The sequence below is a fragment of the Thiomicrospira sp. R3 genome (assembly GCF_029581415.1).
Lineage (GTDB): Bacteria > Pseudomonadota > Gammaproteobacteria > Thiomicrospirales > Thiomicrospiraceae > Thiomicrospira.
In genome coordinates, this window is the sequence record NZ_CP121121.1 from 1173083 (window position 1) to 1197913 (window position 24831).

24 protein-coding genes and 1 CRISPR repeat array (1 of these 25 running past the window's edge) are annotated in these 24831 nt (G+C 45.8%); of the genes, 17 read left to right on the forward strand and 7 right to left on the reverse strand.

What is annotated here, in order from left to right; all coding sequences use genetic code 11:
• The first annotated feature begins 1 nt into the window (after position 1).
• The 4 genes from P8S55_RS05955 (at position 2) to P8S55_RS05970 (ending at position 2813) form a co-directional block, all read left to right on the forward strand.
• Positions 2 to 1198: a citrate synthase gene (locus P8S55_RS05955; protein ID WP_289223320.1), complete on the forward strand. Its 1197-nt coding sequence runs from the start codon at positions 2 to 4 to the stop codon at positions 1196 to 1198.
• Between the two features lie 179 nt (positions 1199 to 1377).
• A complete protein-coding gene (rplM, locus tag P8S55_RS05960; protein ID WP_289223321.1) occupies positions 1378 to 1806 on the forward strand; it encodes a 50S ribosomal protein L13 in 429 nt (142 codons plus the stop codon).
• Positions 1807 to 1819: 13 nt separating this feature from the next.
• The gene (gene rpsI / locus P8S55_RS05965) at positions 1820 to 2212 is read left to right on the forward strand and encodes a 30S ribosomal protein S9 (RefSeq protein ID WP_289223322.1); all 393 of its coding nucleotides are present in this window, start codon (positions 1820 to 1822) and stop codon (positions 2210 to 2212) included.
• 154 nt (positions 2213 to 2366) lie between these two features.
• Positions 2367 to 2813: a PAS domain-containing protein gene (locus tag P8S55_RS05970; RefSeq protein ID WP_289223323.1), complete on the forward strand. Its 447-nt coding sequence runs from the start codon at positions 2367 to 2369 to the stop codon at positions 2811 to 2813.
• A gap of 40 nt (positions 2814 to 2853) precedes the next feature.
• Here P8S55_RS05970 and P8S55_RS05975 read toward each other — a convergent pair whose 3' ends face one another.
• From P8S55_RS05975 to P8S55_RS06005, 7 genes are all read right to left on the reverse strand, one after another.
• The gene (locus tag P8S55_RS05975; RefSeq protein ID WP_289223324.1) at positions 2854 to 3705 is read right to left on the reverse strand and encodes a MerR family transcriptional regulator; all 852 of its coding nucleotides are present in this window, start codon (positions 3703 to 3705) and stop codon (positions 2854 to 2856) included.
• 46 nt (positions 3706 to 3751) lie between these two features.
• Positions 3752 to 5194 carry a cryptochrome/photolyase family protein gene (locus P8S55_RS05980; protein ID WP_289223325.1) on the reverse strand — a complete coding sequence of 481 codons (1443 nt, stop codon included), beginning with the start codon at positions 5192 to 5194 and terminating at the stop codon, positions 3752 to 3754.
• Positions 5191 to 5688 (reverse strand): chalcone isomerase family protein, encoded by a 498-nt coding sequence (locus P8S55_RS05985; protein WP_289223326.1) that lies wholly within the window; start codon positions 5686 to 5688, stop codon positions 5191 to 5193. Before P8S55_RS05985 ends, P8S55_RS05980 begins: the two co-directional genes overlap by 4 nt.
• The gene (locus P8S55_RS05990) at positions 5685 to 6224 is read right to left on the reverse strand and encodes a DUF3833 domain-containing protein (protein ID WP_289225313.1); all 540 of its coding nucleotides are present in this window, start codon (positions 6222 to 6224) and stop codon (positions 5685 to 5687) included. Before P8S55_RS05990 ends, P8S55_RS05985 begins: the two co-directional genes overlap by 4 nt.
• An 85-nt stretch (positions 6225 to 6309) precedes the next feature.
• Positions 6310 to 7551: an SAM-dependent methyltransferase gene (locus tag P8S55_RS05995; RefSeq protein ID WP_289223327.1), complete on the reverse strand. Its 1242-nt coding sequence runs from the start codon at positions 7549 to 7551 to the stop codon at positions 6310 to 6312.
• Complete coding sequence (locus P8S55_RS06000) at positions 7545 to 8318, reverse strand: DUF1365 domain-containing protein (protein ID WP_289223328.1); 774 nt, start codon at positions 8316 to 8318, stop codon at positions 7545 to 7547. The genes P8S55_RS05995 and P8S55_RS06000 overlap by 7 nt, the downstream gene beginning before the upstream one ends.
• 1 nt (position 8319) lies before the next feature.
• The gene (locus P8S55_RS06005) at positions 8320 to 9603 is read right to left on the reverse strand and encodes an NAD(P)/FAD-dependent oxidoreductase (protein WP_289223329.1); all 1284 of its coding nucleotides are present in this window, start codon (positions 9601 to 9603) and stop codon (positions 8320 to 8322) included.
• 74 nt (positions 9604 to 9677) lie between these two features.
• On the opposite strand from P8S55_RS06005, the gene P8S55_RS06010 reads away from it, so the two are divergent.
• From P8S55_RS06010 to P8S55_RS06070, 13 genes are all read left to right on the forward strand, one after another.
• The gene (locus tag P8S55_RS06010) at positions 9678 to 10454 is read left to right on the forward strand and encodes an SDR family NAD(P)-dependent oxidoreductase (RefSeq protein ID WP_289223330.1); all 777 of its coding nucleotides are present in this window, start codon (positions 9678 to 9680) and stop codon (positions 10452 to 10454) included.
• A gap of 31 nt (positions 10455 to 10485) precedes the next feature.
• Positions 10486 to 10944, forward strand: coding sequence for a nuclear transport factor 2 family protein (locus tag P8S55_RS06015; RefSeq protein WP_289223331.1), 459 nt, complete (start codon positions 10486 to 10488; stop codon positions 10942 to 10944).
• Positions 10945 to 10946: 2 nt separating this feature from the next.
• Positions 10947 to 12194 carry an MFS transporter gene (locus tag P8S55_RS06020; RefSeq protein WP_289223332.1) on the forward strand — a complete coding sequence of 416 codons (1248 nt, stop codon included), beginning with the start codon at positions 10947 to 10949 and terminating at the stop codon, positions 12192 to 12194.
• Positions 12195 to 12256: 62 nt separating this feature from the next.
• A complete protein-coding gene (locus P8S55_RS06025; RefSeq protein ID WP_289223333.1) occupies positions 12257 to 13228 on the forward strand; it encodes a helix-turn-helix transcriptional regulator in 972 nt (323 codons plus the stop codon).
• A gap of 50 nt (positions 13229 to 13278) precedes the next feature.
• Positions 13279 to 15555 (forward strand): CRISPR-associated helicase Cas3', encoded by a 2277-nt coding sequence (cas3, locus tag P8S55_RS06030; protein ID WP_289223334.1) that lies wholly within the window; start codon positions 13279 to 13281, stop codon positions 15553 to 15555.
• Between the two features lie 35 nt (positions 15556 to 15590).
• Positions 15591 to 16265, forward strand: a complete 675-nt coding sequence (cas5c, locus tag P8S55_RS06035) for a type I-C CRISPR-associated protein Cas5c (RefSeq protein ID WP_289223335.1) — start codon at positions 15591 to 15593, stop codon at positions 16263 to 16265.
• Positions 16262 to 18052 carry a type I-C CRISPR-associated protein Cas8c/Csd1 gene (cas8c, locus tag P8S55_RS06040; RefSeq protein WP_289223336.1) on the forward strand — a complete coding sequence of 597 codons (1791 nt, stop codon included), beginning with the start codon at positions 16262 to 16264 and terminating at the stop codon, positions 18050 to 18052. The genes cas5c and cas8c overlap by 4 nt, the downstream gene beginning before the upstream one ends.
• The gene (gene cas7c / locus P8S55_RS06045; RefSeq protein WP_289223337.1) at positions 18052 to 18921 is read left to right on the forward strand and encodes a type I-C CRISPR-associated protein Cas7/Csd2; all 870 of its coding nucleotides are present in this window, start codon (positions 18052 to 18054) and stop codon (positions 18919 to 18921) included. Before cas8c ends, cas7c begins: the two co-directional genes overlap by 1 nt.
• A gap of 2 nt (positions 18922 to 18923) precedes the next feature.
• A complete protein-coding gene (cas4, locus tag P8S55_RS06050; protein ID WP_289223338.1) occupies positions 18924 to 19562 on the forward strand; it encodes a CRISPR-associated protein Cas4 in 639 nt (212 codons plus the stop codon).
• Positions 19543 to 20562: a type I-C CRISPR-associated endonuclease Cas1c gene (gene cas1c / locus P8S55_RS06055; RefSeq protein WP_289223339.1), complete on the forward strand. Its 1020-nt coding sequence runs from the start codon at positions 19543 to 19545 to the stop codon at positions 20560 to 20562. The genes cas4 and cas1c overlap by 20 nt, the downstream gene beginning before the upstream one ends.
• 12 nt (positions 20563 to 20574) lie before the next feature.
• The gene (gene cas2, locus P8S55_RS06060; RefSeq protein WP_289223340.1) at positions 20575 to 20868 is read left to right on the forward strand and encodes a CRISPR-associated endonuclease Cas2; all 294 of its coding nucleotides are present in this window, start codon (positions 20575 to 20577) and stop codon (positions 20866 to 20868) included.
• A gap of 38 nt (positions 20869 to 20906) precedes the next feature.
• On the forward strand, positions 20907 to 21251 hold the full coding sequence (locus tag P8S55_RS06065) for a type II toxin-antitoxin system RelE/ParE family toxin (RefSeq protein ID WP_289223341.1): 345 nt from the start codon (positions 20907 to 20909) through the stop codon (positions 21249 to 21251).
• Positions 21229 to 21510 (forward strand): helix-turn-helix domain-containing protein, encoded by a 282-nt coding sequence (locus P8S55_RS06070; RefSeq protein ID WP_289223342.1) that lies wholly within the window; start codon positions 21229 to 21231, stop codon positions 21508 to 21510. The genes P8S55_RS06065 and P8S55_RS06070 overlap by 23 nt, the downstream gene beginning before the upstream one ends.
• A gap of 235 nt (positions 21511 to 21745) precedes the next feature.
• Positions 21746 to 24831: a CRISPR direct-repeat array (repeat unit 32 nt; unit sequence GTCGCGCCCCATGCGGGCGCGTGGATTGAAAC); it runs 3508 nt beyond the window's last position.

A 24831-nucleotide genomic window follows, 5' to 3' on the forward strand; every position in this document is an offset into this window, starting at 1 on the left:
AATGCAGTATATTCCAGGATTGGCAGGCGTTCCGGCCACCGAATCGAAAATTTCATATATCGACGGTCAAAAGGGCGTACTTACTTATCGTGGATACAATATTATGGAGCTAGCAGAAAAATCATCTTTTGAAGAAACGACGCTGCTCCTCTTATTTGGTGAACTCCCAACTACTAACGAGTTGGCTGACTTTGACCAACAGTTACGAGATCATCGACGCGTAAAATACAACATACGCGAAATAATGAAAAATTTGCCAGAAACTACGCACCCTATGCATATGCTGCAAGTTGTTGTAGCAAGTTTGGCAAGTTTTTACCCTAGTACAGAATATATGAAGGGTGGTACTGAAAACCAAGGCTATATAAATGATGTAACGGTAAAGATTATTGCTCACATGGCAACCCTAGTTGCCAGTTGGGAGCATATGCGCAATGGTTATGATCCTATTGAGCCACGCAAAGATTTAAATTACGCCGAAAATTTTCTTTATATGGTTACAGGTGAGCAACCCGATCCGGACTGGGCTAGATTGCTAGATGCCTGCCTTATTTTACATGCTGAACATACAATAAATGCGTCAACCTTCACAACAATGGTTACAGGCTCTACTTTAGCTAACCCTTGTTCAGTTATTTCATCCGCGATTGCGTCGTTATCTGGGCCTTTGCATGGTGGTGCCAATCAAATGGTGATCGAAATGTTGGAAAAGATTGGGCGACCAGAAAATGCGCGAGCCTACATAGAAGAACGCCTAGCGAATAAAAAAGTAATTTGGGGTATGGGGCATCGTGAATACAAAACAAAAGACCCTCGTGCAACCATTCTTCAGCAGCTATCAGAGAAATTGCTAGCTAAAAAGTCGAAAAGTGGTAAGTTGAGTGTTATGTTTGAAACCGCGTTAGAAGTGGAGCGGGTTTGTGAAGAACATTTAGGGCACAAAGGTGTTTATCCAAATGTAGACTTTTATTCAGGTATACTTTACAAGGAAATGGGGTTTGACCCTAAAATGTTCACCTCCATATTTGCGGTTGCGCGTTCAGCGGGTTGGATGGCGCATTGGCGCGAACAGCTACAGAATAATAAGATTTTTCGCCCTACCCAAGTATATTTAGGTGCAGGAAACTCTTGTTATTTACCTTTAGATCAGCGTGGCCAAGGCATTGGCGGCATTTTAAATGCAGGCCAAGCGAGATAATTAACAAAATATTTGTCATGCTTAAGACTATAAATGCTTGTAAGCATGGCATAACTTCTTTATAATCACTGGTCTAATTAATCCTTCCCCCTCTTATTGCCCGTTAAACAGTAAGGATGTGGCACTAGCATAAGGTTAGTGGCGCGATTTAGGATTATTAACTTTATTAGGATTTTGAAATGGGAACATTTGTAGCAAAACCAGCAGAAGTAAAACGCGACTGGTACGTTGTTGATGCAGAGGGCAAAACGCTAGGTCGTTTAGCGGCAGAGGTTGCGTTACGCTTGCGTGGTAAACACAAGCCGGAATATACACCTCACGTTGATTGCGGTGATTATATTGTGATTGTTAATGCTGAAAAAATTGGCGTGACTGGCAACAAACGTAAAAACAAAATGTATCATCGTTATACGGGTTACATTGGTAATTTGAAGTCGATTTCATTCGAAAAGATGATCGAGTCGAAACCTGAGCGTGTTCTTGAATTAGCAATTAAAGGTATGTTACCACGTGGTTCATTAGGCCGTGATATGTATCGCAAGTTGAAAGTGTATGCGGGTACAGAACATCCACATACTGCACAACAACCACAAACACTAGCGCTGTAAGGGGAAAACTACTATGGCAACAGAACAATATTACGGAACAGGTCGTCGTAAAAGCTCAGTAGCACGTGTTTTCTTACGCGCTGGTTCTGGCAAGATGATGGTAAATGGTCGTGAAATGAATCAGTATTTCGCACGTGAAACAGATTTGATGGTTATTAATCAACCTATCGAAGCTACACAAAGCGAAGGTAAGTTTGATGCTTACATCACCGTTGTTGGTGGTGGAACTACAGGTCAAGCAGGAGCGATTCGTCATGGCATCGCTCGTGCATTGTTATCTTATGAAGAAGGTAGCCGCTCTGCATTGCGTTCGCTTGACTTATTGACTCGTGATGCGCGTAAAGTTGAGCGGAAAAAAGTGGGTCTACGCAAAGCACGTCGTCGTCCGCAGTTCTCGAAGCGTTAATAATTTTACGCTGTCAAAAAAACCCGCATTAAAGCGGGTTTTTTTTTGCCATTTTTAAATAATGCTAATTATTTCTGTATTAATTTCCCCACCTTATTTTCAATAGCTAATTGAGTTGCTAGAATGCTATTTAATATGGTCAATAGGACAAAGCATGAAAAAGTTTACCTTGAGAAATGAATTGTTGTTACAGTTGGTTGAGTCTGCCCAAGATGGGATAGTCGTCGCAGAAAAAGAAGGAGATGACACGATTCTGGTCTATGTAAATCCTGCGTTTGAAAAACTTACCGGTTACAGTTCCGATGATATCCTATATCAAGATTGTCGTTTTCTTCAGGGGGATGATACAGACCAAACAGCCGTTCATATTATTCGTGATGCGATAAATGATCAGCGGCCGGTCAGAACGATACTGAAAAACTATAGAAAAGACGGTAGTGTGTTTTGGAATGAACTAAGTGTCACCCCCTTTTATGACGAGCTAGATAAAATAACCTACTATATCGGCATTCAAAAAGATGTAACTGCACAGGTTACGCTGGCGATGGAGCTTGAAGCTGCGCGAGCCGAAATTAGGCAGATAAAATCAGCCCAAGGCTAAAGCACCCATTGCGATTTTGAGCGTTTCAGTTTGGATTAGGTTAAAACGATTTTAGCCAATTCGGCCAAGCACGTAATTCACAGTTAACGCTGGGTGGCTCAAGGGCTTCTAAATCACTACCTCCAAGTACCCAGCTTTTAATACTTGAGAAGTTTTTGATATAAGGACTCCATTGTTGGTAATCTGAATCTAAGTTATCTACGAGTATAAATCCGTGTAAATCAAGCTGTTCATGTAATTCTTGGACACTGTCTAGTGCCAGTATCTTATCAAAATGCAAGGGTTGATAACCCTGTTCAAAGCAAAACAAAGCAATAAATTTTGTCATCCAAACCGAGGAATGCGGCGTTCGCTGAATAAACAGGGTCCGCGCAGTAAAACGATTAGATTGTTGAAACTGGTGCAACCTTACCTGAATTCGCTGGGTAACGCATGTATGCCACAAATTTAATGCTAATGCAGTGTGAGGGTCGGTTGACAGCGCATTATCGACCTCTGTTAATAAGGGTAAAAGTGGTTTGAGTGAGTAATCAGCAAATAACCGATCAAGGCTTCGCTCTAGTTGCGTTAGGTCGAAATCGGTTACAGCTCGGATAGCGCTGTGGATTGATTCGGACTGATGATGTTCAGGTTGCATTTGCATTTGAACAACAGGTGCCTCGGATAAAACCGATTTTACACGGCTAATCGGGATACCCTTATCCATTAACCTTAAAGCCTGGTTCAGATAATCGATGTGGTCTTGCGTGTAAAGGCGATGGCCTGATTCGGTTCGCACCGGTTCAATAAGCTCATAGCGTCTCTCCCACGCACGTAAAGTGATGGGCTTAATTCCGGTGAGGCGTGAAACCTCCCGAATCGGAAATAGGGCGTTGGGATCTAACTTTTTCATAATTTTGCCATAATACTCTAAACAGTAAAATTTTCAACTGTAACGTTTAAGTATAATTCTTGTTCGTTTCTACACGTTGCAGATGTTGAGCTCGGCTAAGTTGCAAGTCGAGTGACGGTTTTGGGTAATTCTCACCGAGTTTAAACCCATATTGGGCTAGGCTATCACGATGTAGCCAGGGCGCATGACAATAGCGCGCGGGCAGAGCTTTTAGTTCAGGAACCCACTGTTTTATATACTGCGCATCAGCATCAAATTTTTCACTTTGCACAACTGGGTTAAATAAACGGTAGTAGGGTGCCGCATCCACACCACAGCCTGCGACCCATTGCCAGCCCATTGCATTATTAGCAGGATCGGAATCAATTAAGGTGTTAGCAAACCAGGCCTGGCCATGTTGCCAAGACTGGTTTGCATTTTTTGTTAACCACGAAGCTACAAGCATTCGAACGCGATTATGCATCCAACCCGTATGCCAAAGTTCACGCATTCCGGCATCGATAATCGGGAATCCGGTTTGGCCATGTTGCCATAACGCGATTAGGTCTGGCCGATTATCCCATGGGAATTGAGCGAATTTAGCTTGAAAAGGTTCATTCTCAAGCTGTGGATGAAAGTTCAATAAATAACGGCCAAATTCACGCCAAGACAGTTGACGAATGAAAACATCTAGAGCGTGAACTTGGTATTCCGGATTTGATTTAGCCGCCTGAAGACGGTAAAGCAGCTGTCGCATGGATAGTTCGCCAAATTGTAAATGGGTTGATAACCGACTGGTTGAGGGCTGGGCTGGGAAATCACGTGCGTCAGGATAGTCATTGCAATCTTGCTGAAGAAAGTCATTAAACCGTTTTAGGGCGGCATCTTCTCCTATCGTTAGCTCACCCTTATCGGATTGCCAATGGGATAACATTTGTTTGGCCCAAGGCTGTTGACTAATTGTGATTAAGTCAGCGGGCAATGGACTGGGTTGGGTTAGTTTACAAGCAGATAAGTCTTGAGGTTCGTTGAGTGGTAGGGCTACTTGATTAAGCAGAGTGAGAAGTTTTTTGTAAAAAGGGGTAAATACCGAATAGGTACCGCCCTTTTGTGATAATACCTGATCCACAGGCAACCAGGCCTGGTCAAAGGGTTGCAAACTAACTTTAAACTTTTTACAGACATTGAGCGCTAAGTTTTGTTGAACCTGGAAGGGTTTTCCCACTTCATAATGGTAGGAGACTTGTTGAATGGAATGCTCTTTTAGTAAACACTCAAAACAAGATTCAAAATCCCCTTCAAGCATTAATAAATCACCGCCTTTTGCTTCAATAGATTTTTGCAGGCTAACTAAACTATGCGCCAACCACGCAGAATTTGCTTCGCCCAGCGTTAACTTGGGATCATGGATATAAGCAATCACTAGCTTTTGTTGTCGTTGTATAGCCTTAAACAACGGGGCATGATCCGCGAGTCGTAAATCCCGTTGTAACCAAATTAAATGTGTCATAGGTTTTCCAAGAGCGATGCTTTTAGATGAGTGGATAAGGGTTGATCACCCAACCAAATACCAAAATAAACCGCTTTAAACCCCGCTGTATCAACGGTGGTTAAGGTTTGTTGATTAAGAACTAAGCGTGTTCCTTCCTCGGGTTGATAATGCAATATATAGCAATCGCCTTTTTCAACAGGACGATAGGCCAGATGTAACTGATCAACAGCCTGTTGCAAAGTCGGTGTTAGTGGTTGTTTTGCGAGAACGTGGTTCGCGCCATCAACAAAGTTTTCAACGGTTAAACGTCTTGCATAACAGAGTTCTAACTTTAGAGGCGTGTCATCGGAAAGCAAATTTTCTGATGACCGTTCAGGCGGCGCAAAAAGCCTTGCATCATAAAGCTTAAACAGCCCCCAGCGTGCTGTACCTTCGCCTAGTTTAATCCATTGGCTTTGTGCCCAGCTGGTAGTAGGGATGAACAAAACGAGTGCGATAAGGATCGATTTCATTGCAAATTTCCAGCAGCCGTTCGGTGGTCTAGTTTACTGAAAGCCAAGGTGACCTCTCCAACACGCAAGCCCCATTTTTTAACCTCAGCACGATTGAGCATCACCCCATCCGGTTGCAAGAACATCCAGTCGTCAAATTGAACATGGATAGAACTTTTGCCATAAGGCAAGTCTAGGGTATAGTGCCAATTAAAAACCGAACCGGCGGTTTGCCCGTAAGCCTTACCAATCACATCGCCTGCGGTGCCTTGATAGTTATTGGGCGCGGTACGCTCAATCACCCAAATGCGTTGTTCAGTTTCGCCATCGTCATAAACAAACTGCTCATCCAAGGTCAATACATTGCCCTCAATTGTACCTGTAATATCGACATAAAACCGACGCTTAACCTCACCGCTGCGCGTTTGAAACAGCCCCCATGCATAGGTCTTACCTTCAAAGTACTCAAATAAATCCAGCCTAGGCTGGGTGTCGGCGTAGTGTTCAATTTTCATATTGCTGCATCCTGTAAGGAATAAAAACCCGATAACAAGCATCAAAAACTTCAGGCCAAACAATTGTGGCGAAGTAAATAATTTGCGGTGGACCGCTTTCAAGCTATCGCTATGATTGGGCGTGCACTTAGCCACGTTTCTTCTCCAAGGTAAGTTGAATAACATCGGTACGTTGCGTTTCAAAGCCAACGCGACAATAATCCAAATAGTAATGCCAAATTCGCTGAAAGCGCGCATCGTAGCCGAGCTTTTCCAACGCATCGCGATGGGCATCAAAGTTTTCACGCCACTGCCAAAGGGTATGGGCATAATCTTGCCCAAAATTAAGTTGGTTAGTGACCGCAAAGCCATAGTGCTCAGCTAATGCATGCAGCTGGGTTTTAGACGGCAATAATCCGCCAGGAAAAATATAAGTTTGGATAAAGTCTACGCCGTTTTGATAACTCTGCGCATAGGCTTCATCAATCGTAATAATCTGTAAAACCGCTTTACCGTCAGACTTCAAGAGTTTTTGCAGCTGAGAAAAGTAACTGTGCCAATACTCCTTACCCACCGCTTCAAACATTTCAATGCTAACAATATGATCAAACTGGCCATCAATATGACGGTAGTCCGTTAAACTAAGATTGGTTTTGTCGCTTAAGCCGGCATGCTTCAAGCGGTTTTTGGCAAACTCAAGTTGTTCACGGGATAGGGTGACTCCGGAAACCTGCGCGCCCAATTGTGCCGCCTGCTCTGCAAAGCCGCCCCAGCCACAGCCAATTTCCAAAATATGCTCACCCGGTTGGATGTCCAGCTCGTGCAAAATACGTTGATACTTTGCGGATTGGCCAGAGGCAAGCTCAGTGGGGTTGTCGGCATACAAAGCGCTTGAATAACTCATGGTTTCATCAAGCCAAAGTTGATAAAAGTCATTCCCCAGATCATAGTGAGCTGAAATATTGTTTCGGCTGTTTTCAATCGAGTTATGGTTGGCCTGATGTTTGGCTAAAAAGCGACGATAAAACCAGTTTTTACCCTTAAGTGTATCGCCAAGCGCGCGCTCATTGGCCGCACCCAGGCGGAGCAAACTATGTAAACAAGGTGTCGCGATCAGTCCGTCGGCATAGGCTTTGGCAAACCCCAGCTCGCCCTGCATAAATAACATCCAGCTAAAACCTAGTGGGTTTAAAATCATTAACTCAGCATGAATGCCGGGCTGTTTGCCGTTAAAGCGGCGTTGGTGTTCGCCAAGCTGAACGGTTAGTGAGCCTGTTTGAATCTGATCAAACGGCAGCCAGTTAAGCAAATATTCCCCATAAAACGGCACACGCGTTTGTTTAATGGATTCAATATTATCCAGCGTTTTAGTTTGTGATTTGGTTAGCATAGCTTCATCTCCGAATGACTATAATTGACGGATTCAAGGTGTTTGGGAGTAGGGTGAAATTGGCCGCCTTTTAGCCAGATTTTTAGCGCCCACCAATGAATAAGACTGATAACTTTAAGCGCGCGCCATGGCGCAAAGCCTAAAAGTTTCAAAAGTGTTTTAGTATTAAGCGGTTGCTGGCGACCCGATTGGCTCGCGTAAAAAAAAGGCCGACCCTCACGGGTTTCTTTGATATAGGTAAATACCTGGTCTGCTGGGCATTTAAGCCGAAAATGATAACGAGCCTGCATATCAATAAACGGGGATACATGAAACATCTTATCCGCTTCGGCTTTAATCGTTCCGGTCCGGCCTTCGGGTTTGAGCACATAATGATGCCACTGACCGAAGGTATTGCTTACCTCAGCGATTAACGCAACCAGCTGATTGTCTGCATCATAGGCGTACCACACCGCCAGCGGATTAAAGCTATACCCCAAGATACGTGGATAACACAGCAGCTCAACGCGAGCAGGGCGCGCGACATCGTAGCCGGCTAAAAAGCCATCAACCCATGTGCGCCAAGAGGTGCCATCTCGCGGGCCATGATCTTTAAACCTTAGGCTGACCCAATTAAAACGGTTCAAACTTAAAAGCGGGCTATCTTTAGCTTCCTGTTCGATCTGGTCAATGTCCACCTTGATACTAACGGTTTGGTAAACAAACTTATAGGCAACCGGCTGCTCACGTTCATGCATCACTTGACCAAAGTACAGGCAAGAGGCCATCTTATCGTTCCCAAGGCAGCGCGATCTGCCATTTACGCGCAATATTCACTGCGCTGGTTAAGCCGTCTTCATGAAAACCATATCCGGTGTAGGCACCAGCAAACCAGCAATTTTTATGGCCTTGGATTTTTTGTAGATCAGCCTGAGCTTGAATCGCCGCACGATCAAAGACCGGGTGCATATAATCCATTTTTTGAATCACCTTAGTTTGGTCCGGTGGCTCAATCGGGTTTAGGGTAACAAACACATCGGTTGAAAGATTCAGCGGTTGCAATTGGTTCATCCAATAACTCACCGCTACGCCTCGTTCCGCTTCGACAGTTTTAGCGCTTAAATAATTCCACGAAGCCCAAGCGGATCTGCGTTTAGGCATTTGATTAATGTCGGTATGCAACCAGGCCTGGTTTAACTGATAACGAAAGTGTTTTAATAACTCAAAACCAAAAGGCTTTAACAATTGATAACTCTCATCACCATGACAAGCAAACACCACCTGATCAAACTGATGGCGTTCACCGTCAGCGCTAATCAATTGTGTCGATTCACTGCTGACGGAGGGGAGGTACACCTCAGTGATGCCGCTTTGATGGATTTTAAAACACTGCTTTTCAATAATACGGTTTATATAGGTTTGTGAACCGTTTACAATCGTTTGCCACTGGGGGCGTTCATTAACATTCAATAGCCCGTGGTTTTCAAAGAACTGCAAAAAGCTATTTGCAGGAAAATGCAACATAGCTTGCGTTGGACAAGACCAAATCGCCGCGGCCATGGGCAATAAATAATCTCGCTGCATCGCTTCGCCAAAGCCATTAATTTCAAGGTATTCACCCAGCGACAAATCTGGCGACAAGCCTTGTTTTAAATCGGCCTTGCCAAGTTTGTTAAAACGCAAAATATCAAAAATCATTCGCCAATGTTTGGGCGAAAATAAATTAGCTCTTTGCGCAAACATCGTATTGAGGTTATTGCCCGCATACTCAAGCTTGCCTTGGTCAATGGATACCGCGAAGCTCATATCTGTTGGGTGAGTCGGCACCTCAAGGTGCGCTAACATAGCTTTAAGATAAGGGTAATTGGGTTCGTTATAAACAATGAACCCGGTATCCACCGAAGAGGTTTCACCCTCCACCTCAATATCAATAGTATTCGTGTGGCCGCCTAGTTTTGGATTTTTCTCGAATAAGGTGACATCGTGTTGCTGGCTTAAAAACCAAGCACTCGCTAAACCGCTTATGCCGCTACCGATCACGGCGACCTTATATTTTTTGTTTGTATCCAACATTGGCCTATCCTTGCGATGATTTTTTGTTATATTATATTTATACACAAATTGTACGAATAAGCAAGAGGACAGCCATGAAAAACTTATACAAAACAGCTACGCCACTTAAAATATGGCTAGTGGGTGGGTCGCAAGGCATCGGGCTGGAATTAACAAAACACTGGTTAACTGAGGGTCATAGCGTTATAGTTAGTGCGCGTCAGGCTGAATCGTCCGCCGAACTTACGGTGTTATCCAAACGTTATGCAAATTTGAAATGTTTAAACCTTGATGTAACCGATCAACAGGACTGTCAGCTAAAAGTCAACCAGGCCTGGTCAATGTTCGACGGGATTGATCTCTGGTTTTATAATGTTGGTGCCTATCAACCCATGAAGGTGGCACAATGGCAGTGGCAAGACTTCGTTAAAATGAACCAAGCCAATTATCTAGGTGCGGTTGCTTTGATGCTGGCGTTACAACCCTTGTTTGCCCACCAAGGTCAAGGTCGCTGGGTATGGAATACCAGCTTGGCGAGTTATTTTGGGTTACCCTATGGCGGTGGCTACTCCGCGCCAAAAGCGGCGCTGGTTAATTTAGCCGAATCCTTGCAACCTGAATTAGCCGAGCACAAGATTCAGCTGCAAATTATTAATCATGGTTTTGTTAAAACCCGTTTAACCGCTAAAAACGATTTCAGTATGCCAGGCCTGGTTGAACCCGCGCAGGCCGCCGCGTTAATCAACAAAGGACTGCAAAGCAAACGCTTTGAAATCCGCTTCCCATTTGGTTTGCGGTTATTTCTGAGTGCACTTAAAATCATGCCCTACACCTGGGCGCTTGGCCTAACACGCCGAATGCTCAAGCCCTAAAACGTACAAGCCCTAATAAAAAGAGACGCTTATGAATACCACCGAACCCACCGAAAACGCGATTAACCAGGTTTTAACTCAATACAAAGACCTGTTCGAAAACCTTCAGCCAAGCGGCTTTCAGCTTGAGTTCGCCAAGGTGTACGAACGAAATATTTATTTTAAAGACCCGTTTAACGAAGTACGCGGAATCAGCGATGTCAGCCGCATTTTTCAACACATGTTCGAAAACCTACACGAACCTCAGTTTCGCATTCATGCCATGGCCGGGCAAGATCAAACCGGATTTCTGGAATGGCGGTTTTACTTTAAGCGCAAACCTAATGCGCCAACGCAACAAATTAACGGCATGAGCAAAATTCTGATTAACCAAGCCAGTAAAGTTATTGTCCATATCGACTACTGGGACTCAGGCGAATACGTGCTGCGAAAAGTGCCCCTGATCGGCGCGATCAATAACTGGATTGCCAAAAAACTCAAAGCGAACTAACCATGTGGTTTTCACGCGCCTGGACCCAGCCCCTTATTTACGGCTTACCCGCATGGCCCTTAGCCATGCTCGGCATTCCGCTCTATATCTATTTGCCGAACTACTACCACCAAATGGGGGTTGAACTGGCATTAATTGGCGCAATGCTGCTGTTAGCGCGTGTCACCGATGTGATTAGCGACCCACTGATTGGCGTGTGGCGCGACAAACTCACGATTAAAAGCCGAAAAAGCATGGTTGGCGTGGGGTGGCTCTTGTTGCTTGTCAGTCTCTGGCAACTGCTGTTACCCGCTCAAGCCAGCGCTGGTCACCTGCTTGTCTGGGCCTTGTTGGTTTATTTGGCATGGAGTTTAATTATGATTCCCTACCAAGCCATGACCGCAGAAGTCACCCGCCAAGTCCACCGCAAAACCCACTTCACTGCCAGCCGAGAAGCCCTCGCTATTTTAGGTGTTGTCAGCGTCTTGCTTTTACCAGTGATCTTGGATCTTGCGCCCGATAGCCGTGATTTTTTCAGCTTATTATTTCCACTCATCGCACTCAGCCTTAGCCTATTTTTAGGTCTAATGCTCTGGCGTTTACGCCTACCTGTTGTCGCCAAAAAACCAACCCTAAGCGCGTCATCCAAGCGAGGTTTACTTCGGCTTATTTGGCAAGACCCTGCCTCGCGTCAATTACTGCCGGCCTATTTTCTTAACAGTCTTGCCAACGCCTTACCCGCAACCCTGTTTATCCTGTTTGTTGACCACTACCTTGAGCTTTCCACCCAAACCGGCGTACTGTTACTCGCGTTTTTTATAGCAGGCATCCTTGCTTTGCCCGGCTGGACATGGCTAGCCAAACGCATTGGCAAATACCAGGCCTGGCGCGGTTCTATGTTACTCGCCTGCATCAGCTTCGTTTGGGTGTTTACCCTTGAATCAGGCGACTTTACCGGGTTTTTAATCATCAGCTTTATCTCAGGCCTTAGTTTGGGGGCGGATGTTGCCTTACCCTCGTCCATTCAAGCCGATATCGCCCAACGCCTAAGCCAGCAACAAGGCGCGCTAAATGGCTTGCTTTTTGGCATCTGGGGCATGCTCACCAAACTTGCGCTCGCGCTGGCCGTCGGCATCGCCTTTCCGATCTTAGGTTGGCTAGGCTGGGAGCAACAAACTCAGCAAAGCCTCGACGCGCTCGTGTGGCTCTATGCAGGCCTGCCTGTTTTCATCAAACTCCTTGTTTTATTCCTGCTCAAAAATACCAAATAAACAGTTTCAAAAACGATTTAACTCCGTTATATTGTCTAGCAAATAATAAAAGGTGCTAGGCGATGACCAAGTTAACTCGGCTCAATCAACTGACTCAACAGCTTGAACGCATGACCCACAGCTACAGCCTTGAACAGCTTGCTGAACGCTTCGAATGCAGCCCGCGTACCCTGCGCAGAGACATCGAACAGCTCGTGCTTGACTATAATGCGCCCTGGATTATTTCAGACAACCAGGTTTACTGGTCGGGTCCCAAGCACGAAAAAGTTCATTTAGCCGGGTACTGGTTCACCACCGCCGAGCTTCAAGCCATGTTAGTTTTTTACAATAGCCTTAAACAACTACAACACGGCCTGCTTGCGCAACAACTCGAACCCTACAAACACCATATTGAAACCCTGCTCGGCAAACAAGGCGGCGCATCAGAACTTAGTCAAAAAATAAAAATCATCGAAATCGCCACCAGCCAACTCAATCAACAAATCTTCAACACCCTGGCGCAAGCACTTTCCAATCAACAACGGCTTAAAATTAAGTTTTGGAGTCGTCATACAAACGAAGTCAACGAGCGCGAAATCTCACCGCAACAACTGATTCGCTACCGCGACCACTGGCTACTCGACGCCTATTGCCACCACCGCCAAGCGATTCGCAGCTTTTCACTAGAAGCCATCAACCAGGCCTGGTTATTAGATCAACCCGCGCACAACCTTGAACCCAAACAACTCAAACACCACTTTGAAACCAGCTACGGTATTTTTGCCGGCCAAGCCGATCAACAGGCCGTGCTCAAATTTTCGGCTTATCAAGCCCGCTGGACACAATTTGAAATTTGGCATCCAAAGCAAACAACAAGCTGGTTGGAGGATGGTAGTTATCAAATCACCTTGCCCTACAAAAATGACACCGAACTCATTCAAGATATTCTCAAATACGGGCCAGACATCGAAGTGCTAGCACCAAGCGGCCTACGCCAAAAAGTAGTGAAGCGCCTAGAAGAAACACTCAAGCAGTATTCCAGTGACAGGAATTGACAATGAGGAGTGGTAGACTGTTGCTAAAAGCTAGATTGGAAAATATAAAGATGCATAAAGATAAATGGTCGGCAGTATATTTTGCACACTCAGGTCTAAGGTCTGATAAATCTGATTGGCAAACGCTTCAGGATCACTTGGAGGTCGTTGCCGAACGTTCAAAGCATAATGCACGTTATTTTGGTGGACAAGAATTAGCTTATTTAGCAGGCTTACTTCATGACCTGGGGAAATACACTCCAGAGTTTCAAGCGCGTTTGGAGGGTTCGCCTAAGAGGGTGGATCATGCCACGGCGGGTGCAAAGATTGCGGCTGAAATTATGCCGAAACCTTGGTTTAAATTAATTGCTTATGCGATTGCCGGTCATCACGCTGGTTTGGCTAATGGTAACAACGAGAGTGATGGAAGAAGTACACTAGAGGATCGTTTAAAACAGGTTTTCGGAAAAGAGTTGTGCCAATTGGATAACAATGTATGGAAAGCTGAGTTGGTTTTTCCTGAGTTAAATCAGCTGTTACCTAAAATTCAGCCTAACACTGCTCCAGACAAACATGGCTTCCAATATGCATTTCTAATACGCATGATTTTCTCTTGTTTAGTCGATGCGGATTTTGTTGATACGGATAAGTTTTACAAACAGCTTGAGGATAAACCTTGGTTGCGCGGTGACTATCCAGATTTGATGCAGTTAAAACAAGCATTTGATGCTTATCTGGTACATAAGACAGCGAGTAGTAATGCAACAAAAGTAAACCAGTTGCGCCAAGAAATTCTAACAACTGCGCGTGAACGAGCATTGTTATCACCAGGCCTGTTTACCTTAACTGTGCCAACGGGGGGCGGAAAAACCTTTAGTTCTATGGCTTTTGCGTTAGACCACGCTATGCATCATGCTATGCGGCGCGTGATTTATGTTATTCCTTTTACCAGTATTATCGAGCAGAATGCCAAAGTGTTCCGTGAAGCGTTTGGCGAATTAGGTGACTCTGCCGTACTTGAGCATCACAGTAACTTTGATGATCGTCATATCAAAAATGAAGAGACACAAGATAAGTTAAAGGTAGCAATGGAAAACTGGGATATGCCGATTGTGGTGACCACAGCCGTGCAGTTTTTTGAATCGCTGTTCGCGGATCGCCCGTCACGTTGTCGCAAGTTGCACAATATTTCCGGTAGTGTGATTATTTTGGATGAAGCACAAACGCTTCCGCTTAAATTCTTAAAACTCGTTATGGCCTCGCTTGATGAACTTGCCCGAAATTATAGTTGCACAATAGTATTGTGTACTGCCACTCAGCCCGCATTATGCGAACCAGACTTTAAAAAAGGATTTGAGAATGTGCGTGAAATTGCACCTGATCCAGAAGGCTTGTTTGAAGCGTTAAGTTTGGTGAGCGTGAGTCATTTAGGTGAGTTAACGGATGATGATTTAATATCGCGCATTCATGCGAACGAGCAAATTCTGACCATTGTTAACAACCGCCGTCATGCACAATCTTTGTTCCAGACACTGAAAGATCAGAAGATTGAAGGTATTTTTCATTTAACAACCTTAATGTGTGCGGCGCATCGTACCGAAACCTTAACCACCATTCGTGACAGGCTTAAAAACAACCAAGCCTGCCGTGTGATTTCAACCTCTTTGATTGAAGCAGGTGTGGATATCGATTTTCCATGCGTTATGCGTGCAGAAGCTGGGTTAGATTCAATTGCCCAAGCCGCTGGGCGTTGTAATCGAGAGCGGTTAAAAACCAAAGAAGAAAGCCATGTTTGGATATTTAAATCGCCTCATTGGAATATTCCGCCTGAACTAGAAGGTTTGGCGGCTGGGATGCGCTCAGTTCTGCGTCGTGATTATGACAATCTTTTAGGTCAAGAGGCGGTTAAAACTTATTTTGCTGAGGTTTACTGGCGTAAAGGCGATGAGCTGGATCAAAAGCGGTTAATGAAAATACATCAAGATCATGCACCTAAACTTACCTTTCCCTTTCAGACGATTGCTAAAGAATTTCGGATGATCGAAAGTTTTATGCAGCCCATTTTTATTCCGTTTGATGACGAGGCCAGATCCTTATTACAAGCTTTAACCTTTTCGGATGATGTGAGTAGCGTCTTGCGTAAACTGCAACCCTATATTGTGCAAATTCCACAAAAAGGGTTTGAAGCTTTGGTTATGGCTGGAGCGGTGCAGACCATTGCGCCACATCGTTTTGAAGATCAGTTTTGGCAATTGATAAAGAGTGATATATACAATATTTACGACTCAGAATTTGGTATCAGCTGGGATAATCCAAGTTTTATTGAAGCGGAAAACTCAGTTATTTAGTCGCCGTTTGGCGTGGATCAGTGGAGGAGAAAAGAATGGCTTACGGAATTAAATTACATATTTGGGGCGATTACGCCTGCTTTACTAGGCCAGAAATGAAAGTGGAACGTGTGTCTTATGATGTTATTACACCATCGGCAGCGCGTGGGGTTTTGGAGGCAATTCATTGGAAACCAGCGATTCGTTGGGTGATTGATCGAATTCATGTTTTAAAGCCGGTGCGATTTGAGTCAATACGACGCAATGAGCTAAAAAACTGTAAGGTTTCAACGAGATCGGTAAGCTTTGCGATGAAAAATGCAAGTACCCTTGAATTACCGTTTTTTATAGAGGATAAGCGTACTCAAAGAGCAACAACACTGCTTCGTGATGTCGGTTATGTAATTGAGGCACATTTTGAATTGACTGATAAAGCCGGTGCTGAAGATTCGGTTGGCAAGCATTTGGATATTTTTAACCGTCGTGCACGAAAGGGGCAGTATTTTCATCAGCCTTGTTTAGGTAATCGAGAGTTTCCCGCCTATTTTTCATTGATAGATTGTGATGATGACCTCCCAATCTCAGAAGTCAGGCATGAATCTAAGGATTTAGGCTGGATGTTACACGATATTGATTTTGCCAATAATGCGGAACCCAAGTTTTTTAGAGCAGAATTGAAAGACGGCGTTATTGAGGTTCCACCATTTAATTCAATGGAGGTGGCTCAATGATATTAACTGCCTTGGCTCAGTATTATGACCGCCTTTCAGAGCGCAGTGACAAAGTCCCTGCTTATGGCTTTAGTGAAGAAAAAATCAGCTACATTCTTGTCCTTTCAGGGGAAGGTGATTTGGTTGATATTGTGCCTAACTTAACGGCAAACAAAAAAACTCAGCCTAAATTGATGCGTGTTCCTATGCCTGCAAAAAAATCAGTGAACATCTCGCCCAATTTTCTTTGGGGTAATACGCAATATGTGATTGGATTGACGGCCAAGACAATTAAACCTCCTCGAACAGTTAATGATTACTTTGAATCCTTCAAAAAATTACACCTTGATAAGTTACATGACTGTTCTGAATCCTCTTTAATTTCTTTTTGTAACTTTCTAAGAAAATGGGATCCTTGTCAAATTGCTGGGTTCAGCTTTCCCAAGGGATTTGAGGATAAAAATGTTGTTTTTCAAATTGATGGAGAAAAGAAATATCTTCATGATTTAGATGAATCTAAAGCCATTTGGAAAAATATCCTAACAGAGATGGATGAACAGTCCGAACATGGTATTTGTTTAGTAACAGGTGAGAAAAAGCCTATCTCTAGGTTACATCCTTCAATTAAAGGCGTTTCTGGTGGTCAGAGTTCGGGTGTATCAATAATCTCTTTCAAAAAAGGCTCATTTGAGTCTTATGGCAAGGAGCAAGGCGAAAATGCACCGGTTTCAGAGCATGCGGCCTTTGCCTACACAACCGCATTAAATTATTTGTTGCGGCGTGAAAATAATCAAAGTATTGGGTTGGGGGATACGAGTATTGTGTTTTGGGCACAGGCAGATAAATCCGCAGACGCACAACAAGCCGAATCCTTATTTATGAACTTCTTCAATCCGCCCTACGTTTCCGATGAATCGGAAACGGTGTTGTTGCAGTCGGAAATCGAAAAGCTGGCAAAAGGCCGTCCTTTATCTGAAATTGCCCCTGACCTTGACCCCAAAACCCAGTTTTTTATTTTGGGATTAGCGCCGAATGCGGTGCGGCTATCTATTCGTTTTTGGTTGCAAACCGATTTTGGTCATATTCAACAAAGACTAGCCGAGCATTTTCAAGATTTGGCGCTAGACCCATTGCCTTGGAAAACGCCACCGTCAATCTGGCGTCTGTTAATGCAACTTGCACCGCATCGAGAAGGTCAAAAGCCAAAAATGGAAGATGTACCGGCACATTTGGCTGGTGAGTTGATGCGCTCAATTTTGACAGGTCAGCGTTATCCCAGAGCCATTCTTGCACAGGTGCTAGTACGGTTTCGCGCTGATGGCGATATTAGCGGCTTACGCGTGGCATTGATAAAAGCTGTTTTACAAAGAGAGTTTAGAAAACAATTAACAAAAGAGGAGATACCTATGAGTTTGGATGAATCCAATACCAATGCTGCTTATTTGCTAGGCAGACTGTTTGCCGTTCTAGAAAATATTCAGCGCATTGCCCTGGGTGACAAGGTTAATGCGACGATTGCCGACAAATACTATGCATCGGCTTCAACCGTGCCTTATTCGGTTTACCCTCGACTGTTATCAGGAAGTAAACATCATTTGTCGAAGGTTCGTAAGGATAAACCAGGCCTGGCGTTTAACTTAGAAAAAGAGTTAGGGCAGATTATGTCCAGTTTGCCAACGGAATTTCCCCGACATTTTTCGATTGAAAACCAAGGTCGGTTTTCAATTGGGTATTACCATCAAAAAAACGCACGTTTCGCCACTACATCTAAAGATGAAAATGAATTAACCACTGAAGGAGAAGAATAATGACTATCCAAAACCGCTATGAGTTTGTTTACTTTTTTGATGTCATCAACGGCAACCCAAACGGTGATCCTGATGCCGGTAATATGCCGCGTCTTGATCCAGAGTCAAGTAAGGGTTTAGTAACCGACGTTAGCTTAAAGCGCAAAATTCGCAATTTCATTCAATTGAGCGAAGAAAATGCGCCGGGTTACGATATCTATGTGCTAGAAAAAAGTGTCTTAAACCGCCAAAATCAAAAGGCTTATGATGCATTGGAAATTAAATCTGAATCCAAAAAATTACCAAAAGAGCAGGAAAAGGCAAAGGCGGTAACGGATTGGATGTGTGCTAACTTTTTTGATGTAAGAGCGTTTGGTGCCGTTATGACCACTGAAGTCAATTCTGGTCAAGTACGTGGACCATTACAGTTGGCATTTGCAAAATCGATTGACCCGATTATTCCGTTGGAAATTTCGATTACCCGCATGGCGGTGACCAACGAAAAAGATTTGGAAAAAGAGCGCACCATGGGGCGTAAACATATTGTGCCTTATGGCTTGTATCGGGTGCACGGCTTTATTTCAGCAAAATTAGCTGAAAAAACTGGCTTCTCTGATGCGGACTTAGAAAAAGTGTGGAAATCTCTGGAGATGATGTTTGAGCATGATCATTCTGCCGCGCGCGGTGAAATGTCAGCACGCAAGCTCATTGTGTTTAAGCATGATAATGCGTTAGGTAGTGCGCCTGCCCATAAACTATTTGATCGAGTGACGGTTGAACGCATCAAAGGTGAAGAGGGAACCCCCGCCGCTGAATTCAATGATTACGCTATACGTTTTAATAAAGACGGTTTAGCTGATTTGGGCGTTGAGGCAATAGAAGTTTTCTAACCATGCTCGACACCCGCCTGATTCCTTTGTCGGCTTTGCAGCACTATGCCTTTTGTCCTCGCCAGTGTGCGCTTATTCATAATGAGCAGGTCTGGTCGGAGAATTGGCTCACAGCGCAAGGTCAGCAATTGCATCAGCGGGTCGATCATGGTTTACCCGAATCTCGCAAAGGGATTCGGCACCAACGCGGGGTGGAGGTCTCTGCCCCATCACTAGGTTTAATCGGAAAGCTGGATTTGGTAGAGGTAGAAATCGCCACTGGAGCCTGCTTTCCAGTTGAATACAAACGCGGTAAACCCAAGCAAGACGCAATAGATTTAATCCAACTTTGCGCCCAAGCCTTGTGTTTAGAGGAAATGCTTAATATCGAAGTTAATCATGGAGCCATTTGGTATTGGCAAACACGTCATCGTCATCAAGTTGAGCTCACTTTTGAACTTCGCCAACAAACGCATCAGATTATCGAAGCCACCCGCCAGCTTTTAAATTCGAACCAAACCCCTAAAGCCAAATACGAAAAGAAGTGCCAGGCCTGCTCGCTTTATGATTTATGTAATCCTAAGTTGACGTTTCAGGACGCAAGTCGTGCTTATGTAAAGGCGATTTATCAGGAGGGTGCCGATGAAGAAATTGCAAAATAGTCTCTACATCACCAAGCAAGGCGCATATCTGCATAAAGAGCGCGAAACCTTGGTGATTGAGGTGGAAAAAGAAAAAGTGATGCAAGTGCCGATTCATGCTATTCAAGCGATTTATTGCTTCGGTAATGTGATGGTGTCGCCTTTTTTGATGGGATTTTGTGGTGAAAACGGTGTGCACTTAGCTTTCTTTACTGAATACGGCCGATTTTTAGGCCGTTTACAAGGCAAGCAAAGCGGTAATATTTTATTGCGCCAAGCGCAGTATAAGATCGCCGAAATGCAACCAGAGCCGATTGCACGAAATATCATCGCCGCTAAAATTAGCAACTCGCGTGCGGTGCTTTACCGTCGTCTGCGTAATCATGGTGAGAACGAAGCGGTTAATCATGCGATTAACCAACTTAACTCTAGTTTGCGACGATTAGCCCGCGCAGACAACCTTGATCAGATTCGCGGCATTGAAGGCGAGGCCGCCGCAACTTATTTTGGCGTGTTTAATCAGTTGATCCAATCAAGTGTGCAAGCCGATTTTCAATTTAATGGCCGTAACCGTCGTCCTCCGCGCGATCCGATTAACGCACTCCTTTCTTTTTTGTACAGTGTTGTCGGCAACGATATTAGCGCCGCCTTGCAAGGTGTGGGGCTAGATCCTCAAATGGGGTTTTTGCATCAAACCAGACCTGGTCGTGACAGTTTGGCGCAAGATGTTTTGGAAGAGTTTCGCGCTTGGTGGGTGGATAGATTGGTTTTAAGTTTAATCAATCGCAAACAACTTAAAGCAAAGGATTTCATCACTAAAGCGAGTGGGGCAGTCACGCTAAAAGACGATGCCCGTAAAGTGGTTTTGGTCGCGTTGCAAAATCGTAAACAAGAAACCATAAAACATCCGTTTTTAAATGAAGACGTACCGATTGGCCTACTACCGCATGTTCAAGCCCTGCTGTTAGCACGGCATTTACGAGGTGATTTGGCCGAGTATCCCCCTTTTGTTCCGAGATAAAGGAAACCCACTATGATGGTGCTCATAACCTACGATATTTCATTTGATGATCCAGGTGGTCAACGTCGACTACGCCATATTGCTAAAGCCTGTTTGGATCATGGTGTGCGTGTGCAATACTCCGTGTTTGAATGCGAAGTTGATCCTGCGCAATGGGTTAATTTAAAAGCCAAGTTGCTTGATATCTATAATGAAGAAACGGATAGCTTACGCTTTTATATGCTCGGCGCAAAATGGCGAAGCAAGGTTGAGCATCATGGGGCTAAAAAAGCGTTGGATATTTTTCAAGATGTGTTGATTTTATAAGGTTGTCTTTTGTGATAACATTGTCTGAGCGTTAATTTATGGAAAACGAATGGAAGGTAACCCTATATCCTGGAGTAGAAGAGGCTATTTTGAGTATGCCTGACAAGCTGCAATCTAGAGTGCTTAAGCTGTTGGATCTTGTTGCGGAAAGGGGGTCTTTACTGGGTGAGCCTCAGTCAAAGGCCTTGGGTAAGGGAATGTTTGAATTGCGTGCAAAGTCACCGGAAGGGATCGCGCGAGGTTTGTATTGCTTCCAGAGAGGCAAGCATGTTTATGTGTTGCATGCTTTTGTTAAGAAAACACAAAAATTGCCCAAGCAAGAGCTGGAATTGGCTCTCAGACGAAAAAAGGAAATAGAACATGCAGATGATGACATTAGATGAGTTAAAAAAAGAAGCGTTTAAAAATTCCAATGTTAAAAAGGAGTACGATGCGCTTGAAGAGGAATTTAAGTTGATCAAAGCCCTAGTTGATATGCGACAAAAGGCTGGTTTAACACAAGAAGAAATCGCACAGAAAATGAGCACACAGAAAAGCAACATTAGCCGCTTAGAGTCTGGTGCAGGCAATCCCGGTTGGAAAACATTACAGAAATATGCTCATGCTTGTGGATTTAAAATTCAGTTAAAGTATTCACAGTAAATATGTTGGGCCCATGTCGGAGTGCATTGAAAGACAGTAAACGTCCTAAAACGGCAATCGCTAACCCTTGGTGCTCATTAAAAACTTGGAACTTTAGCGATGGCCGGAACCATCGCAATGATCAAACATTTTGAGTTATTGAATGTTTGATTTGTTAAAATTGTAAAGCTTATTTTTTAGGTTAGCGAATTCCCGCCTCTAAACCAACGATTTGACTGAACTAAAAACATAAGCAGTCGCGCCCCATGCGGGCGCGTGGATTGAAACGCCCAATCTGTAATCATCAATAGACTTGAAAAGCGTCGCGCCCCATGCGGGCGCGTGGATTGAAACCCCAAAGTGTCTATAGATAGTAGAAACTTGTTTTGTCGCGCCCCATGCGGGCGCGTGGATTGAAACTTCATAGGGTGACAATGGGAGACCGCTGTTTGACGTCGCGCCCCATGCGGGCGCGTGGATTGAAACATTAACAGCATCTTGCTCGGTGACAAGCTTCATTGTCGCGCCCCATGCGGGCGCGTGGATTGAAACGTTGATACAGACTATTATGGCTGTTCGTGATGATGTCGCGCCCCATGCGGGCGCGTGGATTGAAACGCCAATCTCTGTGGGGTTGGTTTGGGTAGCCAGTTGTCGCGCCCCATGCGGGCGCGTGGATTGAAACTTTGTTCTCTCAATCGTGTACTTGTTTAACTTTGCGTCGCGCCCCATGCGGGCGCGTGGATTGAAACGTCATTGAGGCGCTCAATTTGCGCAAAAAGGTGGGTCGCGCCCCATGCGGGCGCGTGGATTGAAACACTGCAAAACGTTCGCGCGTTCGGCACAAGCGAGTCGCGCCCCATGCGGGCGCGTGGATTGAAACGTGAACGGTGCGAGTTCTAGATACTCACGATATTGTCGCGCCCCATGCGGGCGCGTGGATTGAAACAAAGCACAGACCAAACGAATGGATTCGGGCAACGGTCGCGCCCCATGCGGGCGCGTGGATTGAAACTGTGCCTTAAATGCCCGATTATGTCTTTATGATTGTCGCGCCCCATGCGGGCGCGTGGATTGAAACATTGATGAAGACATTGTTTGAGCCGGCGGCGATAGGTCGCGCCCCATGCGGGCGCGTGGATTGAAACCGTTGATGGTGACATCGCTTGAGGCGGCAATGTTGTCGCGCCCCATGCGGGCGCGTGGATTGAAACACGACCTGTTCGCGGCCTGTTCGCCATCAAAGGCGTCGCGCCCCATGCGGGCGCGTGGATTGAAACCAGGCCTGAGCTGCGGTCGATGTAAGTGCTGGTGTCGCGCCCCATGCGGGCGCGTGGATTGAAACCAAAAAACCTACCGATACAAAGGCTGGTATTTTGTCGCGCCCCATGCGGGCGCGTGGATTGAAACAACCAAAACAAGCCGACAAGTGCAATCTGTTCCTAGTCGCGCCCCATGCGGGCGCGTGGATTGAAACGGTTTTGGGCTGGCGCTGGATAATCTCTAGTGCTTGTCGCGCCCCATGCGGGCGCGTGGATTGAAACCGTGCATGATCGCGTAGATGTTACATATAAACCCCGTCGCGCCCCATGCGGGCGCGTGGATTGAAACAGCAATATTTTGCTCAATCTCACTTTCTCGGCGCTTGTCGCGCCCCATGCGGGCGCGTGGATTGAAACGCCATACGGTTACGAACTCAAAACACGCCGGAGGTCGCGCCCCATGCGGGCGCGTGGATTGAAACAATGTTGCCGGTGCCAGCGTGCGTGATCTGTGGTGGTCGCGCCCCATGCGGGCGCGTGGATTGAAACCGTGCATGATCGCGTAGATGTTACATATAAACCCGTCGCGCCCCATGCGGGCGCGTGGATTGAAACAACCGAGTAATCAACGCGCATGTAACCGCCTGAATGTCGCGCCCCATGCGGGCGCGTGGATTGAAACCGATTGGCCACACCGGGCAAAGCGGAAGCTTATGGTCGCGCCCCATGCGGGCGCGTGGATTGAAACCACCTGGGACGCGAAGGCCACGAAGTTCAAGGGGGTCGCGCCCCATGCGGGCGCGTGGATTGAAACAATCACATCGGTACAAAAAAGTATTGTACCGAAGGTCGCGCCCCATGCGGGCGCGTGGATTGAAACATGATGTGCTTAGGGCACATCTACAGCCCGCGCCAGTCGCGCCCCATGCGGGCGCGTGGATTGAAACATGACCTGCACGGCCTCGGCCTAGTCGATTCAGGTCGCGCCCCATGCGGGCGCGTGGATTGAAACCGCGACATGGTACTTTGTGGGCCAATGGACCATAGTCGCGCCCCATGCGGGCGCGTGGATTGAAACTCTCTGCAAGCATTAACGCCACTTTAATGTCGTCGTCGCGCCCCATGCGGGCGCGTGGATTGAAACTACTATGTGCAACTCACCGCTGAAATTTACGACCCGTCGCGCCCCATGCGGGCGCGTGGATTGAAACTCCCAAAGTGAAGCTGGCATGTGCAAACTGCACAAGTCGCGCCCCATGCGGGCGCGTGGATTGAAACTAAACTCCTTGCCCCTGCTGGGGCGTTAAATAAAGTCGCGCCCCATGCGGGCGCGTGGATTGAAACGTCTCTCTCAAACGCTAACCCGTTATAGCCAAGCGTCGCGCCCCATGCGGGCGCGTGGATTGAAACTCCATATATTGACCATCAAGGGCGTCCTCGCCCTGTCGCGCCCCATGCGGGCGCGTGGATTGAAACAACAAGGAGCGTTGAATATGTTAAAGCACGATGAGGTCGCGCCCCATGCGGGCGCGTGGATTGAAACATGCAAGTAAACGTTTGCAAAAAGCTGACTGGTTGTCGCGCCCCATGCGGGCGCGTGGATTGAAACACTCACTTACCGCTTAAGTATTGCAAACCCTAGCGTCGCGCCCCATGCGGGCGCGTGGATTGAAACATCAAACGGTACATTTAAACTCGCGGCAATCCCTGGTCGCGCCCCATGCGGGCGCGTGGATTGAAACCATCACTGACAACTTGTTGGATGCGGTGGACGATGTCGCGCCCCATGCGGGCGCGTGGATTGAAACTGAAAAACTTGTGCCCTCAGTGCCGCTCACTACAGTCGCGCCCCATGCGGGCGCGTGGATTGAAACACTCCACTGGATAGGGTTTCGTAGGTGTATAGCAGTCGCGCCCCATGCGGGCGCGTGGATTGAAACCGATCCTGGCAAGTGACAAACAGTAAGTTGACCCGTCGCGCCCCATGCGGGCGCGTGGATTGAAACAGGCATAAAATCAATTGATCTGGCGTAAATTCATGTCGCGCCCCATGCGGGCGCGTGGATTGAAACTACTTCTT

What these genes read in the sequence shown, in the direction of transcription:
- P8S55_RS05955 (WP_289223320.1), top strand. Translation starts at nt 2, where the DNA reads ATGCAGTATATTCCAGGATTGGCAGGCGTTCCGGCCACCGAATCGAAA.
- rplM (WP_289223321.1), top strand. Translation starts at nt 1,378, where the DNA reads ATGGGAACATTTGTAGCAAAACCAGCAGAAGTAAAACGCGACTGGTAC.
- rpsI (WP_289223322.1), top strand. Translation starts at nt 1,820, where the DNA reads ATGGCAACAGAACAATATTACGGAACAGGTCGTCGTAAAAGCTCAGTA.
- P8S55_RS05970 (WP_289223323.1), top strand. Translation starts at nt 2,367, where the DNA reads ATGAAAAAGTTTACCTTGAGAAATGAATTGTTGTTACAGTTGGTTGAG.
- P8S55_RS05975 (WP_289223324.1), bottom strand. Translation starts at nt 3,705, where the DNA reads ATGAAAAAGTTAGATCCCAACGCCCTATTTCCGATTCGGGAGGTTTCA.
- P8S55_RS05980 (WP_289223325.1), bottom strand. Translation starts at nt 5,194, where the DNA reads ATGACACATTTAATTTGGTTACAACGGGATTTACGACTCGCGGATCAT.
- P8S55_RS05985 (WP_289223326.1), bottom strand. Translation starts at nt 5,688, where the DNA reads ATGAAATCGATCCTTATCGCACTCGTTTTGTTCATCCCTACTACCAGC.
- P8S55_RS05990 (WP_289225313.1), bottom strand. Translation starts at nt 6,224, where the DNA reads ATGCTTGTTATCGGGTTTTTATTCCTTACAGGATGCAGCAATATGAAA.
- P8S55_RS05995 (WP_289223327.1), bottom strand. Translation starts at nt 7,551, where the DNA reads ATGCTAACCAAATCACAAACTAAAACGCTGGATAATATTGAATCCATT.
- P8S55_RS06000 (WP_289223328.1), bottom strand. Translation starts at nt 8,318, where the DNA reads ATGGCCTCTTGCCTGTACTTTGGTCAAGTGATGCATGAACGTGAGCAG.
- P8S55_RS06005 (WP_289223329.1), bottom strand. Translation starts at nt 9,603, where the DNA reads ATGTTGGATACAAACAAAAAATATAAGGTCGCCGTGATCGGTAGCGGC.
- P8S55_RS06010 (WP_289223330.1), top strand. Translation starts at nt 9,678, where the DNA reads ATGAAAAACTTATACAAAACAGCTACGCCACTTAAAATATGGCTAGTG.
- P8S55_RS06015 (WP_289223331.1), top strand. Translation starts at nt 10,486, where the DNA reads ATGAATACCACCGAACCCACCGAAAACGCGATTAACCAGGTTTTAACT.
- P8S55_RS06020 (WP_289223332.1), top strand. Translation starts at nt 10,947, where the DNA reads ATGTGGTTTTCACGCGCCTGGACCCAGCCCCTTATTTACGGCTTACCC.
- P8S55_RS06025 (WP_289223333.1), top strand. Translation starts at nt 12,257, where the DNA reads ATGACCAAGTTAACTCGGCTCAATCAACTGACTCAACAGCTTGAACGC.
- cas3 (WP_289223334.1), top strand. Translation starts at nt 13,279, where the DNA reads ATGCATAAAGATAAATGGTCGGCAGTATATTTTGCACACTCAGGTCTA.
- cas5c (WP_289223335.1), top strand. Translation starts at nt 15,591, where the DNA reads ATGGCTTACGGAATTAAATTACATATTTGGGGCGATTACGCCTGCTTT.
- cas8c (WP_289223336.1), top strand. Translation starts at nt 16,262, where the DNA reads ATGATATTAACTGCCTTGGCTCAGTATTATGACCGCCTTTCAGAGCGC.
- cas7c (WP_289223337.1), top strand. Translation starts at nt 18,052, where the DNA reads ATGACTATCCAAAACCGCTATGAGTTTGTTTACTTTTTTGATGTCATC.
- cas4 (WP_289223338.1), top strand. Translation starts at nt 18,924, where the DNA reads ATGCTCGACACCCGCCTGATTCCTTTGTCGGCTTTGCAGCACTATGCC.
- cas1c (WP_289223339.1), top strand. Translation starts at nt 19,543, where the DNA reads ATGAAGAAATTGCAAAATAGTCTCTACATCACCAAGCAAGGCGCATAT.
- cas2 (WP_289223340.1), top strand. Translation starts at nt 20,575, where the DNA reads ATGATGGTGCTCATAACCTACGATATTTCATTTGATGATCCAGGTGGT.
- P8S55_RS06065 (WP_289223341.1), top strand. Translation starts at nt 20,907, where the DNA reads ATGGAAAACGAATGGAAGGTAACCCTATATCCTGGAGTAGAAGAGGCT.
- P8S55_RS06070 (WP_289223342.1), top strand. Translation starts at nt 21,229, where the DNA reads ATGCAGATGATGACATTAGATGAGTTAAAAAAAGAAGCGTTTAAAAAT.